The organism is Clostridium sp. CTA-1, from assembly GCF_054768215.1.
In genome coordinates this window covers 132,171-150,012 of record NZ_BAAAAP010000002.1, presented here as the reverse complement: position 1 = coordinate 150,012, position 17,842 = coordinate 132,171, and the positions used below count along the sequence as shown (strand labels likewise).

Sequence of the window (17,842 nt, the reverse complement as noted above, 5' to 3'; positions counted from 1 at the left end):
TGCAATCAAAAGGCAGTTTAAAGGAGGATAATAATGAAGATAGCAAGGATTGAATTTCTTTTGTCAATGTTAATTGTAGGAAGCATTGGTTTGTTCGTTAGGAGTATTCCGTTCTCATCTGCGCAGATTGCACTGGTAAGAGGCATATTGGGCTGTGCATTTGTCTTTGTTTTTAGTTTAATGTCAGGTCAGAAGATAAGTGGAAAGAATATAAAGGCAAACCTATGGATTTTGATTGCTTCAGGTATTGCACTCAGTGTAAACTGGATTCTTCTTTTTCAAGCTTATAAGTACACAACCATATCCAATGCGACCATATGTTACTACTTCGCTCCTGTACTTGTAATGATTCTGTCTCCACTGATTTTGAAGGAGCCATTAAGTGTATTAAAGGTACTGTGTATCGTTGCTGCCTTAGTGGGACTGGCTTGTATTGCAGGGGTAAGCAAAAAAGCCGGTGCCAATGATTTTGTAGGTATTCTATACGGTCTTGGATCAGCGGTTCTTTATGCAACTGTAATATTCTTAAATAAGTGCTTGAAGGATATTAAAGGAATTGAAAGCTCTATTGTACAATTAGGGGTTTCAGCTATTTCACTGCTTGCCTACGTACTTATGAGCGAAGGATTTAAGCTTGACGAAATGACAGTAACACCGATTGTATTGCTTTTGATTGTAGGTGTCATACATACTGGAGTTGTTTATCTATTATATTTTTCATCTATGCGAGAACTTTCTGCTCAGAGCGTAGCAGCTTTAAGTTATATTGATCCGGTAGTCGCTATCCTTTTAGCATCCATATTTCTGCATGAAAAAATGACGATTGTACAGATAATTGGTGGTATTCTGATACTTGGAGCAACCTTTTTCAATGAAATATATGCTCAAAAAAAGAAGACTAGCAATATTCTATAGTAAATTCTAGATTAGATAGCCAACTAATTTAACTAATAAATTTAGACTCAAAAATGCCACTGCACTAATCTACAGAGGCATTTTTTATAGTTCTCTCAACTTGCTTTTCAATATAACATGCAATATTTTTCTCCATACTTATCGCCTCTTAAAGATACAGTTCAAATAAATAATCTAATATTAAATAAGCTCAATGAATCTCTGCACTGCTGTAGACATAAGAATATCTTTAGCAGTACAAATTTCACAGCTTGATTTGATACTTGAAAAAGATAGTAACTGGGGGATTGTGGGATAAATCAAAAGCGTGCATTTCCCAAATGAAATTTGCACGCTTTTATCCACCAAAAATACCAATGCAAAAAGAATTCTGTACTACCATACTCAATATTTCATTATTAATTTTCAAAGGTTGCTTTTATTGAATTAAGCCATTGTTCAATTGCTTGTGCCAGTATATATTGTTGCTGCAAAACTGCCTTTGCTGTTTCAGAAATCTCTGGTATATTCTCTTTAGAATTAATATTTTCTTCTATATTTAATTTCATATCTTTCACATTATTCTCAATATTATTTAAACAGATCTTTTGATTTTCTAATGAAAGATTATTCAAATTCACTATTACAGCATTAAAATCTAAAAAAATATTAATTGGCTCAGAAGCAATTCCTAACATTAATTTTTCAAATTCTATTTCTCCAGCATTGGTCAGAGAATAAACTGCTTTCTCTGGCATTTTTCCTTCTTTAACTATAGTACCCTTAATATATCCTTTTTTTTCTAGCTGAATTACTTTTTTATATATTGATGGTGTACTAATTTTCACCCATTTAGATATGTTACGGTACTCTACTAATTTTTGAATATCGTAAGCACTTAAAGATTCTTTTTTTAGTATCCCTAATACAATCAAATCTATTGTTGCCATAATCTTCTCCCTTTCTTATTGACAACTACTATAATTTATAGTAGTATAGATTTCATAGCAAAATTACTATAATTTATAGTACTATATTTTATACCTTGTGTCAATAGAAAGGAGATTTCATCATGAATGAACGTAACAAGAAAATGGAACTGCTAGGAAGTGCTCCAATACCCAAAGCACTTTTAGCAATGGGGCTTCCTATCATGATTGGTATGATGATTAATGCATTATACAATCTGGTAGATGCTTATTTTGTTGGAGGACTAGGAACCAGTCAAATGGGGTCAATATCTGTTGCATTCCCACTTGGGCAGGTTGTCGTAGGACTAGGACTGTTATTTGGAAACGGAGCTTCTTCTTACATTTCCAGATTATTAGGGCATGGCGATAAAGAAACTGCAAATAAGGTAGCCAGCACCGCCCTATATAGCAGTATTTTTGTTGGAGCAGTAATTATTATCTGCACTATCATTTTTCTAAATCCAATTTTAAAACTTTTAGGTGCAACTGAAAGTATTCTACCTTATGCAATAACTTATACAAGGATTTATGTAATTTCATCAATCTTTAATGTATTTAATGTTACAATGAACAATATTGTGACAAGTGAAGGTGCTGCTAAAACTACAATGTGTGCTTTACTAACGGGTGCTATATTAAATATTATTTTAGACCCAATTTTTATTTACGTTTTAGATTTAGGGGTAGCTGGTGCTGCAATTGCCACAGCTATTTCACAAGTTGTTTCTACATTAGTATATTTAGGCTATGTACTCAGAAAAAAAAGTGTTTTCAGTTTTAGTATTAAAGAATGTTGTTTTTCAAAAGAAATTATGTCTGAGATTTTGAAAATAGGTATTCCCACTCTTGTATTTCAGCTATTGACTAGTCTTTCAATTACGCTTATCAATATGCAAGCAAAAGGATATGGTGACTCTGTAATTGCTGGAATGGGAGCTGTAACAAGAATTATTTCTATGGGTAGCCTAATGGTATTTGGATTTATTAAAGGTTTTCAACCAATCGCAGGATATAGCTATGGAGCAAAAAAATACGAACGCTTATATGAAGCAATTAGGACCTCTATAAAATGGTCAACAATATTTTGTGCAATCTTTGGATTGATAATGGCTTTATTCCCTACAACAATTATTTCTCAATTTACAACAGGTGATATGGAATTAATAAATATCGGTCAGAATGCATTAAGGGCAAATGGTTTGTCTTTCTTCCTCTTTGGTTACTATACTGTATATTCATCACTTTTCCTTTCTCTAGGAAAAGCTAAAAAAGGCTTTATCCTTGGAGCTTGCAGACAGGGGATTTGCTTTATACCTGTTATTCTAGTTGTTCCAATGATTTGGGGTATAAATGGCATTCTTTACGCACAACCGATTTCTGATGTAATCTCTACCATTATCACTGTATTCATGGCAGTCCATCTTCATAAGGAATTAAATGCAATAAAATCAGACTCTATTTCTACCATTGATGAACGTCATAGTTCAACTTTGAATTAACTTATTATTGATAATTCCATCATGGAAAAAGAGGTGATATTTAATGTTAAAAGCAAATTGGTTATATTGTCCTATATGCCAAAACAAGACCAGAGTAAAAGTAAGAACAGATACAGAATTAAAGAATTTTCTACTATTCTGTCCGAAGTGTAAAAAGGAAAATTTAATAAATGTTAATGAATTAAAGATGACCGTTATCAAAGAGCCAGACGCAAAGACGCAGAGCCGATAATTTAGAGGACGTTGTACCTCACAAATTATCGGCTCATTTTTATACAAAAGTAGCTAGTAAAATTTTATTATTTTACTAGCTACTTTTCTAATATATTATTTGCCCAATTAGGTGTTTTTTTATCTTTCCATATTATCTTATTGTTTTTTAAATATATAAATTCTCTTAATACTTCTGTATTATCATATATATTTACTTCATCACACATTTCAATTACATTATTTAAGTTGTTTAGTGAATCATAATATCTTCTTTCTATATCCTTATAAGGTATCCCATGTCCACCTTTACTTACTCTAATTTTAACTCTCTCTTTAGCAACTTCTGGATCTTCCAGCCCTATGTAGTTCATAATTATATAAAAACCCTTTTCCTTTGCAAACTTTATATTCTTTATTATACTTTTCCCAGACAGCGTTGTTTCTTGATTAAATTATATCTGTTGTAAAATATATTGTTTTATTAATTTGACAGCTTCTGTTGCACATTTTATTTGAAGATTATTGTCTTTCCAAGAACCAATTCTAGCTACCATTTCATCAGTATTTATTCTTTTTTCATCTTTATTTTCATTATAATAGATAGATTGATAAATTGAAGTTTTACCTGATCCATTTACTCCTGCAAAAATTGTATAAGTTGACATGCTATTTACCTATAACCTTGGCTTGTTCTTTTTGCAATACTAAATTAGATAAGGTCATATAAAAATCTTGCTCTTCTTTTGTCTTTGCATTTTTAAATAATTCCTTCAATTCATTGTATGAGTAATTTATAAAAATATCATATAAATTAATATCTTTATTTTCCATATAAAGTACCTCCTAAAAGAAAGTTATTTATATAATATTATATACCGAATTCATCAAATAATAAACCTACTCTCTTTCAAATTACCTTCTAATTTTAGCTCTCCATAGATACGTTTCTCCATATCATATTCTAAACTTTTCTAACTATTAAATCTAAAAAAGAATCTATTTTGAAGTATTTAACAACGCTAAGCACTTGAAAAATAGATTCTTTTATACCTTTTATTTTGACTTAGTAGATATACATGAACTATGGCAGTCACAACAGATTTTAGCAAAATAAATTGTATTTATTTACATCCTCCGGGGATCCTTGCGAAACCTTAAGTTGAGCTTGCTAAACACTCACAAAAATACCTCTCTTTATTTGAAATCTATTTATATAGATATATACTTTGTCAACTTTATTTGAAAATATCATTTACTTATGATAAATCTCTATCTTCTAAATACTCTCGGACTAATACTTGTTGTTTGTATTTCTCCTCATTTAAAATAAGCTCTTTTAGATACGCCTTATGTTCAATATAATCTATTCCATTTATGCTATCAATTAATTTATTTAAAAAATTAATCTCTTCTTCTATGAGAGGAACTTCACTTCCGGACCATGATTTGCCGCTGGGAAATAATGGTATTGTTTTAAAGATCTCTATATTTTTATTTATATTGAGAAAATATAATATAAGCTCCCTTATATGAAGTCTAAGAGTAGACATCACTACCTGAAAGATTAAATTTAAGTAATCTACATTATTTGAAAATGTTTTAATATAATTTTTTATCCACTCTACTTTTCTATCCTTAATTATTTTTGAAGTATTAGTGTTATCCATAAATATATTTTCTATATTGCTTTCACAAAACCATAAACTTATATTATCTTTAGAGCTTATTATTGTATCAAATGATATTTTAATTAGCTCATCATAGTTTTCCTGTTCCCATAACTTTTCAAAATTCTCTATATGACAACCTCTATTATTAATATTTATTATCTGTTGCACAAATTTTTTTAAAAAATCTACATTATTTTTTACTAAACTAATAAATAAATTACCTTCATAATCTATGTCACTTTCAATTATATTCAAGTATAAATCTTCTAATATATTAATATCTTTCGTAAATATACTTAAAATCATATCAGCATCATCCTTATCTAAGCTATGTCCTAAAAAAGACTGTATAGCGTAAGATTTTGGGAATGAATTTATTGTTAATAATTTTGAAGATAAATCACATACTATATTCTCATCAATATCTTTATACAGCGCTATAAATTGAACATTAGGTATTACTGGTTGTTCTTTTTTTATTTCCTCTTCAAAAGTTTTTCTTAATAAATTTGCATATATTATGGTTCTTTTTTCTATTGGAATACAAAATAAAAATTCATATATCCAACTATTTTTTTGCTTATATTCATAATTAAAGATAATTTTTTCAGTTTGTTCGATACCTATAAATTTAACAAGAATAGATATTTTATCACTTATCCAATTAGAGAAAGGCATATCACATTTCAAATATGCTTTTATTGCTGTGATATATTTTTTTGAATTTCCTTTAATTCCATCAAATAAAAATGTTATTCCATTTTGCAACTCCCAGCACTCTCTATTTTCACTTTTATCTAAAATATTATTGCATAAATTAAATAACTTAATAAAATCGTATTCTTCATAATCTTTTATCATGTTATAAATATTTTCTTTTCTCTTCTCTTGTTCTACCTTCCAATCTACACCAAGTTCATAATTCTTAATTAAAGTGTTATATATTAAAAACTCTTCATTTCCTTTATACTTTTCTAATACCGCATCCATATTAATTTCTAATCTTTTGTTTATTACACTAAACTGCTTAAAGACTTTACATTGTATAAAATCTGGTGATAATATCTGTTTAAATATATACTCCTTTATAAATTTAAAATCCATTTCATATATCAATTTTAGTTGTTTTTCATTCTTTGAATGTGGATTATAGCTTAGCAATATTTTATTTATAATTTTTTTGTACCTTTCCTGCTTATATAACTCTCCTAAAATGCTCCATAATATTTTTCTTAACTTTTCTAAGCCTTCACACATACACAAATTAAATGTAATAAAGTTAAATGATCTCATACCTTTACTTTCAGTTCTATGAAATTCAAATTCAATATATTTTTCAATTATATTTAGCAATAATATAGTTAAATTTATATCTAAACCTTTATTAGCCTCTTTCCATAAGTATTGAACATTTAATAATTCTCTCTTATATTCATAATCAAAAGAATTCTGATCATACCCTAACCTATCTGAGAATAAAAGATAAAAATCCAATGCCTCAGATGGCTTCTTTTTAAAATAATATATAATTAACTCAAGTACCAGATCATAATTATTAGAATATTTAAATCCACCTAGCACCTCAACTATCTCTGACTTAATAGAATTATTATTCTTTTTATCTTTTAAATTAAAGCTATCTAGCAATATATCATCTTTATCCATCTTATCTATTTTATTTTTTATGTACGCTAATGACTTTTCTTCATTCATTGTATGAAATATTTTTACATATTCAAACTTCTCATTTTCATCTTCTATAGTGTTCCACACCTTATTTACTTGATCTTCTATGTAATTTAAACACTCTTCATTATTAAACAATGTTACAATTGTATTTAAAGCATAGATTAGTTTACGTTTATATCTTTTAAACAAATTTTTAATAACATTTGCTAATACGACATATCTCTTCTCTATTAGAACATAATATAATAAATAGTCTCCCATACTTTGGTCACTAATTTTGACTACTTTATCCATGTATAAATCAATAATTTCACTATTATTAAGTTCATAGCATAATTCATAAAACTCATCTTCATTTATCCCATTGTCTCTTAACATTTCTATTGCTATTTCATTACTTTGATATTCAAATGGTCCTAATAGTGTAATAACAAATACAGCTATAATCTTATTTCTATCAAAAAATTCTTTTTCAATAATCTTTCCATAATAATATTTAAATATATCCACTGAATTATATATTGATGATAATCCATTCTTCAAAGCAATTCTTCCTGCTAAAACTGCTAATCTTGCATTTCCTTTTGATATCCTTGCTATTTGATCTAAGTATTTATTATTTTTTATGCCTAGATTCTTACTCAAAATCTCTTTTATAACCTCATCATTTAAAACATCTATTTCTTCTTCTTGAGGAATTACTTTATTATATATTACCTGTTTTACTCTATCCTTTGCATAATCTCTTATTGTCATTATAATCTTAACATTTATTCCTTCAGGTGGTGTTATAACATAATCTAATACATGCTCTAACTGAGTAGTTTGATTGGCATCATCTATAAATAACAAATACTCTCCTGAATCTGATAAATAATATTTTAAATCATTATATAACATTTGCCCATTATTCTTTATACAAAATACATGAAAATTACGCTTATCTCTATATATCCTTGCTATCTCTAGTGCTAATCTAGTTTTACCTATCCCAGATTTTCCAAATACTAAAACAACCTTACTTTCTTCAATTTTATTAATTAATGATTCTATTTCATTCTCCCTGTGTACTAACTCCATATTAATTGAAGCATTCATCTTGTTTTTATCATATTTATCTATAAAATCATCAATTTCAAATATTTGCTCAGTATCTATTGGTATATTTAAAAAATCAGATGCAATTGTAGGATAGTTTATTAATAAATCATGTGAAACACTTCCTATTCCTATTAATGTTATCTTTACACCCTTAATCATATTTTCTAACTTCTTCTTTTGCTCAAAATGAATATTAGTTGATGTATAACAACATATTATCTCTTCGATTTCTTTTATATCAATATTAATCTTTTTCACATCTAAACACGATTTTATATCTTTCTCTATCTTTTCATATGACGTGCTTTCAACTGTACCATACATTATTAAGATATACTTTTCACTATCCAATTTTACATATGAATCAGGAATCCCTTTAGTAACTTTATTCGTTCTTGTATGAGAACCTAACGGTTCAATATTCGTATACTTAAATTTCTTATATAGATATGCATCCATTAATTTTTGATATTCCCCACCATCTAACTGCATGATAGCTTGCTGAATTGAATTTATCCTACTCAAATTTTATTTCCTCCCCTTTATTGCCCAATAATAACATTTAATTTTATTATACTATTAAATAGCATTTTTGATAAAAACTATTTATAATGTATTATATTTTCCTACTAAAGACACCCCTAGCTAAGTAATATCAATAGATAAGGCTATAAATCCCTCTTATTTATGATACGATTTCTCTCAACTACTCCAAATGCCGTTTTTCCAATCAATACCAAAATTATAATATGAATCTTCTTTTGATTCCAGTAGTACCATATGTCCTCCTAAGTCTTTGTATACATCTTTATTAGTACCCTAATTATCGACTAATAGTACTATTATTTCTTCTATTTTCTTTAGCATTTCCTTTGAGTATTTTGATTCTATTCCCTACACTTTTATCATCTTTATCCCTCCTTGAAATCGAAAAAGAAATACTCAAAGTTCTTATTACTCTAAGTATTCCTTACAATTTTTATTTGTTGTTATAATATATATTTATCCTTATAATTTAATTCAATAAATCTATATTTACATTTTAACATAGATTTACAATTATGTTATTATTCCTTATATTTATTCATGTATTTACTCAGTTCTTTGAAAGCTTCTTTATATGTATTCCGTCTCTTTTTTATATCGTATGGGATATATTCTTCTTCGCTAATATATTTGTCCATTATATCCTCTAAAATAGTACATTTATAATAATATCTAGAATAGCCATTGTACATATCATCATCAGTATTTTCTTTATAGTAATATTCTACAAATAAATTTATAGTTTTAGTATTTTTTTCAAAGTCATTAATGTCTAAATTTGTTTTTGGTATATTACCATAAGTTATACAATACCAATTCTCACTTTTATTTTCTATTTTAATATCTTTTCTAAAACTAGCTGTCATTCTTTTTTTACCATCTTCAAATATGTAATCAAAATCCTTTTTCTTAATAAATATACGTTTGTTTGTTATATCATATTTTTTTCCTAGGTTAATATCACTACTCTCAATGGCTTCTTTAAATTTCTGTATTGATGTTAAACTTTCATCTGTAACTACTATACTTTCTAAATTAGATATTAGTTTACTATCAGTTAATCTTTCAACTTTATTATCAATCCAAATTTTATTAATTGATTTCAAATTTAATTTTTTAATATTATGGGAATGTAATATGTTAAATCCTCTTTTTGATAATAACAATTCATGTGACTTTAATACACCAGACATTACATATGCCCTACCAATAGATGGATGAATTAATTTAGTATCTTTAATTATTAAATAACCTTTATGTAATTCACTTATACTTTTAGATACTAATAATTTTGAAATAATATCTTTATAAATATCAGTTACTAGATCATTTTCAAATGGTAATTTATCGTCACTTATTCCATTTCTATCAAGATTCAAAGGAAGGTTAGCATCATTATCTACAACTGAAACAGATGGTAGATTGAATTCTTCTGGAAACCTATACGTTTCAAACCTGAATGGATAATACTTGTCTTGTATAGTTATTCCATTATAAAAAATGTTATTTTCATATAATCTATATGTCCAATCTACTCTATAAAACCCTTCAGGTTTTATAGAACTCCAATCCTCATCTAATTCTTCATCATATAAATTAATTTTGATTTGATCATGCTCACTTAATTTATTCCAACTTGTAGGTACATTAATTATCAATTTGGGATTACTAGCATAATACCATTTATTCCATCTTACCTTATTATCTTGCCTTTCTTCAAATTGTTCTTTTAATATATCACTAATGCCATCATAAAGCTTTAATTTAATCTTAGTTCCTGATTTTTTATCATTATTCTCAAATTTAATTAATTGAATTTGATCAGTTTCTATATTAGCTTTAAATTTATATCCAATGTCTTCTTTATATCTAATCGTCTCTACCTCTATTTCATCCCCAAGAATAAAGCTTGCAAAAACTCCAATGCCAAACTTTCCACTCCTTGGTACTATACTTTTATTATTTTTATAATAAACTTTTTTCCACATATCACTATCTCTAAAAGAAGCTCCTGCCACTAAGAAATAATTTATTAGTATATTTTCATTCATGCCTATTCCATTATCTTCTACTGACAAATATTTTTCATCCTCTGAAATAGTTATTATTACTTTCATTTCCTCTTTATCATTAATAATTTTTTCTTTTTCGATACAAGCATCTATTGCGTTTTGTAATATTTCTCTTATTCCATACGCTGGATTTTTTCCATATAATGGTTGGACTAAAAGTTTTAAAATATCAGGATTTGAATCAAATTTAATTCTCTTTGGTATAAAATTAACATTTTTCAAGAATATATCTTTATTATCCATATTAGAATGTATTCTTCTAAATGTAAGCTTCAAATTTTCATAAGCACCATATACTTTTCCTAAAACTGCCCAACATGTGTCAAGCTCCTTTTGCATATCTTTTATTAAACTGTCTATTGCTAAATATACTTTGCTTTCTTTAATATCATTGATATATACAAAAATTGATTCTGGGTCATCTTGATAGTCCATTGCAACATGATCCACAACATTGTGCTTTATCCATTCCAACTCTGATATAGTACTATTTATTTTCCTAAACTTAAGAATTGGAGTATTAGCTCTAGCCTTATCCATATCCAAATAATCAGCCATTCTTAAAGCTACCATTACATATATTGCATGTACATTTTTTGTAGTTTTTATTTGATCTCTTCCAAACTCTTCTTCTATATATTTAACATTATCCCATATATTTAATCCATGACTTCTTGCAATATATCCAATTATTTTCTTTAATTTAATGTCTATATCACTATCATCCGAAAATTCCATTTTATCTCCATTAATTGTCGGAAATCCAAATACACATATTTCATATGCTATTCTTGGATGATTTCGTCGTATAAATTCACCAATAAATTTTTTATCTTCCTCAGTTGCTTTTTCTCTTTTTACAGGAGGCTCTTTTATTTTAAAATCATCATTAAACATATTTTTTATTTTTTTTTCACTCCAAAGTTTTGCCTCTGCTAAATACTCTTTCCATAAAATTGCCCAAGTTTTCTTATCAATACTTTTATCAATACTATCGTTAGACTTTGTACTAATCATGTTGACAAATGCTTCGTATGTAAGATGCATTCCCAAATCATGCAAAAATATTGATAATATTATCACACCTACATCTAGGGTATTTAATTTACCAAATGTTTCATCATCAATTATTTTATCTGCTATCTCTAGTGTTTTATTTATATGTGCAAATCCATGATCAGTATACTCAGGAAAAAACTCTAATTTATTCTCTTTGACAATTGGAGAAAACTTACGTATTATTGATTTAACTATATTATCTAAGTCTGTATCTACTTCTAATCTTTTACGAAATCTATTAGGTATTATTAATGAAGTCATAATTATCCCATCCAATCTAAATATTATATTCTTTTATGTAAAATTATACAACATTTGGTCTATTAATCCAATATACTTTATAGACATCTGCGATTGATTTGCTAAAAATTAATTGCATATGCATATCCAATTTTAGTAGATTTATCACTCACTTATGATATGGTTCTCCATATCATATTCTAAACTTTTCTAACTATTATATGAATAGTTATTCAAAATAAGTTAATCAACCATAAGCAATAAAAAAGAATCTATTTTTAAGTATTTAACAGCGTTAACCACTTCAAAAACAGATTCTTTTATACCTTTTTATTATATTAAAATAAGCTTATAAATTCTTCCACAGTTATTCTAGCAAAATATTCATCTATGTTAACATTCTTTATTGCATTCTTTATTTCTTCCTTTTTATGTTCAGTACCCTTTAATAAATCTTCTATTTCTTTTACATCCTTAACACCAAAGAAATCTCCAAATATCTTTATATCTTTAATTACCCCTTTTTCTACTTTTAGATTTAACTCTATAGTTCCACCTGCAAACTTTCCTTCATTGTAAAAATCATATTTAGGAGAACTTCCAAAGTTCCAAGCCCAAGTTTCATATTTATCTTTTTTAATTTTTTCAATTTCATCTATTTCATCTTGAGTTAATGGCATAACCTTTGCATCTTTTTCACTTTTTAAAATATAATCAAATATCTTATTTTTAAATGTTAAAACATCAATTTCTGAATTTAAATGTTCGGAAATATTAGTTATCCTGCTTATAACTGACTTAACTGCCTTATCTTGAAATTTTATCTTTTTAGGTCTTAAGGCACCACTTAAGTTTACTATATCCGATAAAAACAAAAGGGTTCCATGATGCATAACTCTATTTTTATACTTACATTGAGCTGTTCCAGAAATTTTTTTCCCATCTATTAATAAATCATTTCGTCCTGCAAATTCAGCTTTAACTCCTAATGTCTTCAAAACTCCTATTATAGGTTTACAAAATCTTTCAAAATCATTAAAGCTCTTCCCATCGTCTTTAACTATAAAAGTATAGTTTAAGTTTCCTAAATCATGAAATACAGCGCCACCGCCTGTCTGTCTTCTTACTACTTTAACCTTATTAGTTTCTATATACTCCATATCTATTTCTGATAATGTATTTTGATTCTTTCCAACTACAACACATGGCTCATCTCTCCATAAAATAAAGTACTCATCATCTTTATGTCTTAAAAAGTACTCTTCAGCTGCTAAATTAAAATATGGATTGGTATTTGAATTATCAATATATTTCATAAATTTTCCTCCGGTGTTTATTTTTTGTTTATACTATGAATGGCTTCCTTATTTAATCCCATCATTGCTTCATAGAACGCTTCGCCTAATGTTGGGTGAGCATGTACTACTTCTTTAAAATCATTTACTGTCATTCCCTTTTCAATTGCTACCACACCCTCATGTATTAAATCTGAAGCGTGTGGACCCATTATATGAATACCTAAAATCTTTTTACTTTCCTTTTCACATATAACTTTTACAACCCCTTCACCCTCACCTAATGCTAAGGCTTTTCCATTAGCTCCAAATAGGAATTTATTTTTTATATAATCTATGCCCTTTGACTTAATTTCTTCCTCCGTCATGCCCACAGTGGCTATTTCAGGGAATGTAAATATACAGTTTGGAATCACAGATTTATGGCACTCTTTATTTTCCATTATATGCTCTACAACCTCTATCCCTTGATGTGATGCTGCATGAGCTAAAAGACAAATTCCATTTACATCTCCAATTGCATATATTCCATCTATATTAGTTTTATAATTATCATCTACAATTATTTTCTTTTTATCATGTTCAATGCCTAGTTCTTCTAAGTTCATACCTGTAAAGTTTCCTCTTCTACCTTTAGCTATAAGAACCATATCAGAATTTAACTCAAACTCACCTTTTTTGCCTTCACATTTTATAGTTACATTATTATCATCTTGAGTAAATTCCAATATTTTAGTTGATGTTAATATATTTATTCCTGATTTTTTCGCTATAACTTTATACCTTTTACTTATTTCTCTATCAATATCATATAATATAGAATCCCTAGCAACCATTACTGTTACTTCACTTCCCATAGCTTTAAAGATATTAGCAAACTCCATTCCAACAACACCGCCACCTGAAACTACTAAATGTTTAGGAATTCTATCAAATTCTAAAATATCCTCACTTGTTATTATATTTTTATTCTCTATACCTTTTATTTTTGGCATTTCAGCATTTGAGCCCGTTGCTATAATTATGTTTTTTCCTTCTAATGTAACTTGCCCATCTTTCGTTTCTACTAAAACAGTATTTTTATCTTTTAAGAAAGCCTTACCTCTTATAATTTCAACATTATTTCCTTTTAATAATTTTTCAACTCCACCTACTAATTCTTTTATTACATTATTTTTTCTTTCATGAACCTTCTCTACATTTACATTATAGTTTTCAGCATCTATTCCAAAGTCTTCTATATGTTTTAATATATTCATTATTTCTGCTGTTCTATATAAAGTTTTTGTTGGTATGCAACCCCTATTAAGGCATGTTCCACCAAAGCTATCCATCTCGACAGCTGCTACATCAGCACCTAAATGTGCAGCTCTTATGGCCGCTACATATCCACCAGGACCTCCACCTATAACTATAATATCCTTCAAAATTATCCCCCCTATGATTTAATCAATTTTAAAATTTAAGAGCTAAGAAATAAGAATTGTATTTTTACTTTTCTTAAATCTTAACTCTTTTGAACCTCTCACAACTAAGTTTGTAAAATTTTTAGGATTTATCCGATGACTACCCGCTCTAATACTCCCATCTTCTTTAAAGTGGGAGTAAAGAGCGGCTATGTCTCTGGATAACGATTTTCCCTAAAGGATAACGACTTCTAAGGAGTAAAACTCCTAAGAATTCTGTTAATAAGCTTTATTGGGAGTAAAAACTCCATCTGAAGCCAAGAACTCTGTTTATATCTATATTTTATACACTAAACTATGTGATATTGGATTGCATAGACATATCCTTACTTATTTTTGCCATCTTAATATAGGTTTTCTAGCTGCTTTTACTTGGTCTAATCTTCTTACTGGTGCATTTACTGGTGCCTCATGTAGAAGTTCTGGATTTTCTTTAGCTTCTACAGCTATTTTTTTCATAGCATCTATAAATTCATCAACGGTCTCTTTACTTTCACTTTCAGTAGGCTCTATCATAAGGGCCTCTTCAATTATTAATGGGAAATAAACTGTAGGTGGATGTACACCATAATCTATTAATCTCTTTGCAATATCTAATGTAGCTATATGATGTGGATTTTCCTTAAGGGTACTTAAAATCACCTCATGTTTACAAATATCATCTTTTCCAATATTATAATAATCTCTTAAAGATTCTTTTATATAATTTGCATTTAAAACAGCATTGTGGGAAGCGGATTTTAATCCTTCCTTACCCATTGTTAAGATATAAGTGTATGCTTTAACCATAACACCAAAGTTTCCATATAAACTTCTAATTTTTCCAAGGGAATCTGGTCTATTATAATCTAATATAAATTTATCATTTTCTTTTTCAACTGTTGGTACTGGAAGAAATTTAGCTAAATGCTTTTTAACTCCTACAGGGCCTGACCCCGGTCCACCACCACCATGTGGAGTTGAGAATGTTTTATGCATATTTAAATGGCATACATCAAATCCCATATCCCCTGGTCTTGCAATTCCCATTATTGCATTTAGATTAGCTCCATCATAATATAATAATCCACCAGCTTCATGAACTAACTCACTTATAAGTTTTATATCTTTTTCAAATAATCCTAAAGTACTTGGATTTGTAAGCATTAGCCCTGCTATTTCATCATTTAAAACTTTTTTAAGTTCTTCAATAGAAACTCTACCATCTTCACCAGATTTTATTTCTACAATATCAAATCCAGCTACTGATGCACTAGCAGGATTTGTACCATGTGCTGAATCTGGAACTATAATTTTTGTTCTTTTTGTATCTCCTCTTTTTTCATGGTAAGCTTTTATAATTAAAAGTCCAGTATACTCACCATGTGCACCTGCTGCTGGTTGAAGAGTAAAATCATCTAATCCTGTAATTTCACATAATTTACCCTTTAAATCATACATTAATTCTAATGCACCCTGTGAAATATTTTCATCTTGAAGTGGATGTATTTTTGAAAATCCACTCAATGTAGCTATATCTTCATTTATTTTAGGATTATATTTCATAGTGCATGATCCTAATGGATAAAATCCGTTATCAACAGTATAATTTTTATTTGAAAGAGCTGTATAGTGTCTTACAACATCAACTTCACTTACCTCTGGAAGCTCTATTTCATCTTCTCTTAATAAGTTTTTAGGTAGTAATTTTGAAAGTTCTACTTCTGGTACATCTAAATCAGGAAGTCTATAGCCTTTTCTACCTTCTGATGACAGCTCAAATATAACTTTATCATAATCTTTCATTATATCGCCTCCATCACTTTCACTAAATTATCTATATCTTCCCTTGTCCTTTTCTCGGTAACACAAAGTAGCATAGAATTTTCATATTCTGAGTAAACTTTTCCTAAATCATATCCACCTAAAATATTATTTTCTAATAATTTATTATTAATTTCACAAGGTGAAGTTGCTGCTTTTACTACAAATTCCTTAAAGAATGGTTTATTAAATACAGGCTTATATTTTCCAGATTTAATTAACTCATTATATGCATAGTGTGATTTAGCTACACATTGTTTTGCTACTTCCTTTATTCCTTGTTTCCCTAAAGTGGCCATATAAACAGCTGCACCTATTGCCACTGCTGTTTGGTCTGAGCAAATATTAGAAGTTGCTTTTTCTCTTCTTATATGTTGTTCTCTGGCCTGAAGTGTTAAAACAAACCCTCGTTTTCCTTCAATATCTTCAGTTTCACCAACTATTCTACCTGGCATTTTTCTCATAAGTTTTTTGGTAGTATTCATAAATCCAAAACCTGGACCACCATAACTCATGTTTGCACCTAAGCATTGCCCATCACCAACAACAATATCTGCACCTAATTCTCCTGGACTTTTTAATATACCTAATGATATTGGATCTACATTCATTATTAATAGTGACTTATTTTTATGAATAGCATCTACCATATTTTCTACATCTTCAACTAAGCCAAGGAAGTTTGGACTTTGAATTATAACTGCTGCTACATTTTTATCTAAGCTATTAATAACTTTATCCACATCTGTAGTACCCTCTTCTAAATCAACCTCTATCATATTGTAATCTCTATACTTTAAGTAAGTTTTAAGCACTTTTCTTGTGTCGGGATTTACTGATTTAGAAACTATAATAGTATTTCTTTTAGTACTAACAATAGAAAGTATGGCTGCCTCAGCTGTTGCTGTTGCTCCATCATACATAGAAGAGTTTGAAACTTCCATGCCTGTTAAAGCACAAATCATACTTTGATATTCAAATATAGCTTGAAGTGTTCCTTGACTTACTTCTGGTTGATAAGGTGTATATGCTGTATAAAATTCTGATCTTCCTGTTATATGCTTAATTACAGAAGGTATATAATGATCATAAATTCCAGCCCCTAAGAAACATGTCATATCTTCCATAGATTTATTTTTTAAAGCTAAGTCTTTTAATCTTTTTTCAACCTCTAGTTCTGATAAAGAACTCTCTAGTTTTAACTCTCTATTTAACTTCACATTATCTGGTATATCACTAAATAATTCATCTACAGATTTTATTGAAAGAAAATCTAAAATTTCTTTTGTTTCTTTTTCTGTGTTTGGAATATATGGAAACATAA

The 17,842-nt window shown here is 28.3% G+C and carries 11 protein-coding genes and 1 pseudogene; 3 read left to right on the top strand and 9 right to left on the bottom strand.

What is annotated here, in order from left to right; genetic code table 11:
• Positions 1-33 precede the first annotated feature (33 nt).
• Positions 34-915, top strand: coding sequence for a DMT family transporter (locus ACYUEW_RS02210; RefSeq protein WP_434293430.1), 882 nt, complete (start codon positions 34-36; stop codon positions 913-915).
• A 398-nt stretch (positions 916-1,313) separates the two neighbouring features.
• On the opposite strand, the gene ACYUEW_RS02205 is transcribed toward ACYUEW_RS02210, so the two are convergent.
• Positions 1,314-1,844: a PadR family transcriptional regulator gene (locus ACYUEW_RS02205; protein ID WP_163225527.1), complete on the bottom strand. Its 531-nt coding sequence runs from the start codon at positions 1,842-1,844 to the stop codon at positions 1,314-1,316.
• A gap of 122 nt (positions 1,845-1,966) precedes the next feature.
• On the opposite strand from ACYUEW_RS02205, the gene ACYUEW_RS02200 reads away from it, so the two are divergent.
• Positions 1,967-3,364, top strand: coding sequence for an MATE family efflux transporter (locus tag ACYUEW_RS02200; protein WP_460276154.1), 1,398 nt, complete (start codon positions 1,967-1,969; stop codon positions 3,362-3,364).
• Positions 3,365-3,407: 43 nt separating this feature from the next.
• Positions 3,408-3,596: a cysteine-rich KTR domain-containing protein gene (locus ACYUEW_RS02195; protein ID WP_003492912.1), complete on the top strand. Its 189-nt coding sequence runs from the start codon at positions 3,408-3,410 to the stop codon at positions 3,594-3,596.
• A 79-nt stretch (positions 3,597-3,675) separates the two neighbouring features.
• On the opposite strand, the pseudogene ACYUEW_RS02190 reads toward ACYUEW_RS02195, so the two are convergent.
• The 8 genes and pseudogenes from ACYUEW_RS02190 to gcvPA form a co-directional block, all read right to left on the bottom strand.
• Positions 3,676-4,242 (bottom strand): annotated as a pseudogene (locus ACYUEW_RS02190) (ATPase).
• A 1-nt stretch (position 4,243) separates the two neighbouring features.
• Positions 4,244-4,408, bottom strand: a complete 165-nt coding sequence (locus tag ACYUEW_RS02185) for a hypothetical protein (RefSeq protein WP_021134143.1) — start codon at positions 4,406-4,408, stop codon at positions 4,244-4,246.
• Positions 4,409-4,833: 425 nt separating this feature from the next.
• Complete coding sequence (locus ACYUEW_RS02180) at positions 4,834-8,562, bottom strand: nSTAND3 domain-containing NTPase (protein ID WP_460276153.1); 3,729 nt, start codon at positions 8,560-8,562, stop codon at positions 4,834-4,836.
• Positions 8,563-9,104: 542 nt separating this feature from the next.
• A complete protein-coding gene (locus ACYUEW_RS02175; RefSeq protein ID WP_460276152.1) occupies positions 9,105-11,975 on the bottom strand; it encodes an HD domain-containing protein in 2,871 nt (956 codons plus the stop codon).
• A 317-nt stretch (positions 11,976-12,292) separates the two neighbouring features.
• On the bottom strand, positions 12,293-13,270 hold the full coding sequence (locus ACYUEW_RS02170) for a lipoate--protein ligase (protein WP_460276151.1): 978 nt from the start codon (positions 13,268-13,270) through the stop codon (positions 12,293-12,295).
• 17 nt (positions 13,271-13,287) lie between these two features.
• Positions 13,288-14,676, bottom strand: coding sequence for a dihydrolipoyl dehydrogenase (gene lpdA, locus ACYUEW_RS02165; RefSeq protein ID WP_460276150.1), 1,389 nt, complete (start codon positions 14,674-14,676; stop codon positions 13,288-13,290).
• A 369-nt stretch (positions 14,677-15,045) separates the two neighbouring features.
• Positions 15,046-16,500 (bottom strand): aminomethyl-transferring glycine dehydrogenase subunit GcvPB, encoded by a 1,455-nt coding sequence (gene gcvPB / locus ACYUEW_RS02160; RefSeq protein ID WP_460276149.1) that lies wholly within the window; start codon positions 16,498-16,500, stop codon positions 15,046-15,048.
• Positions 16,500-17,840 (bottom strand): aminomethyl-transferring glycine dehydrogenase subunit GcvPA, encoded by a 1,341-nt coding sequence (gcvPA, locus tag ACYUEW_RS02155; RefSeq protein ID WP_460276148.1) that lies wholly within the window; start codon positions 17,838-17,840, stop codon positions 16,500-16,502. The genes gcvPB and gcvPA overlap by 1 nt, the downstream gene beginning before the upstream one ends.
• Positions 17,841-17,842 lie beyond the last annotated feature (2 nt).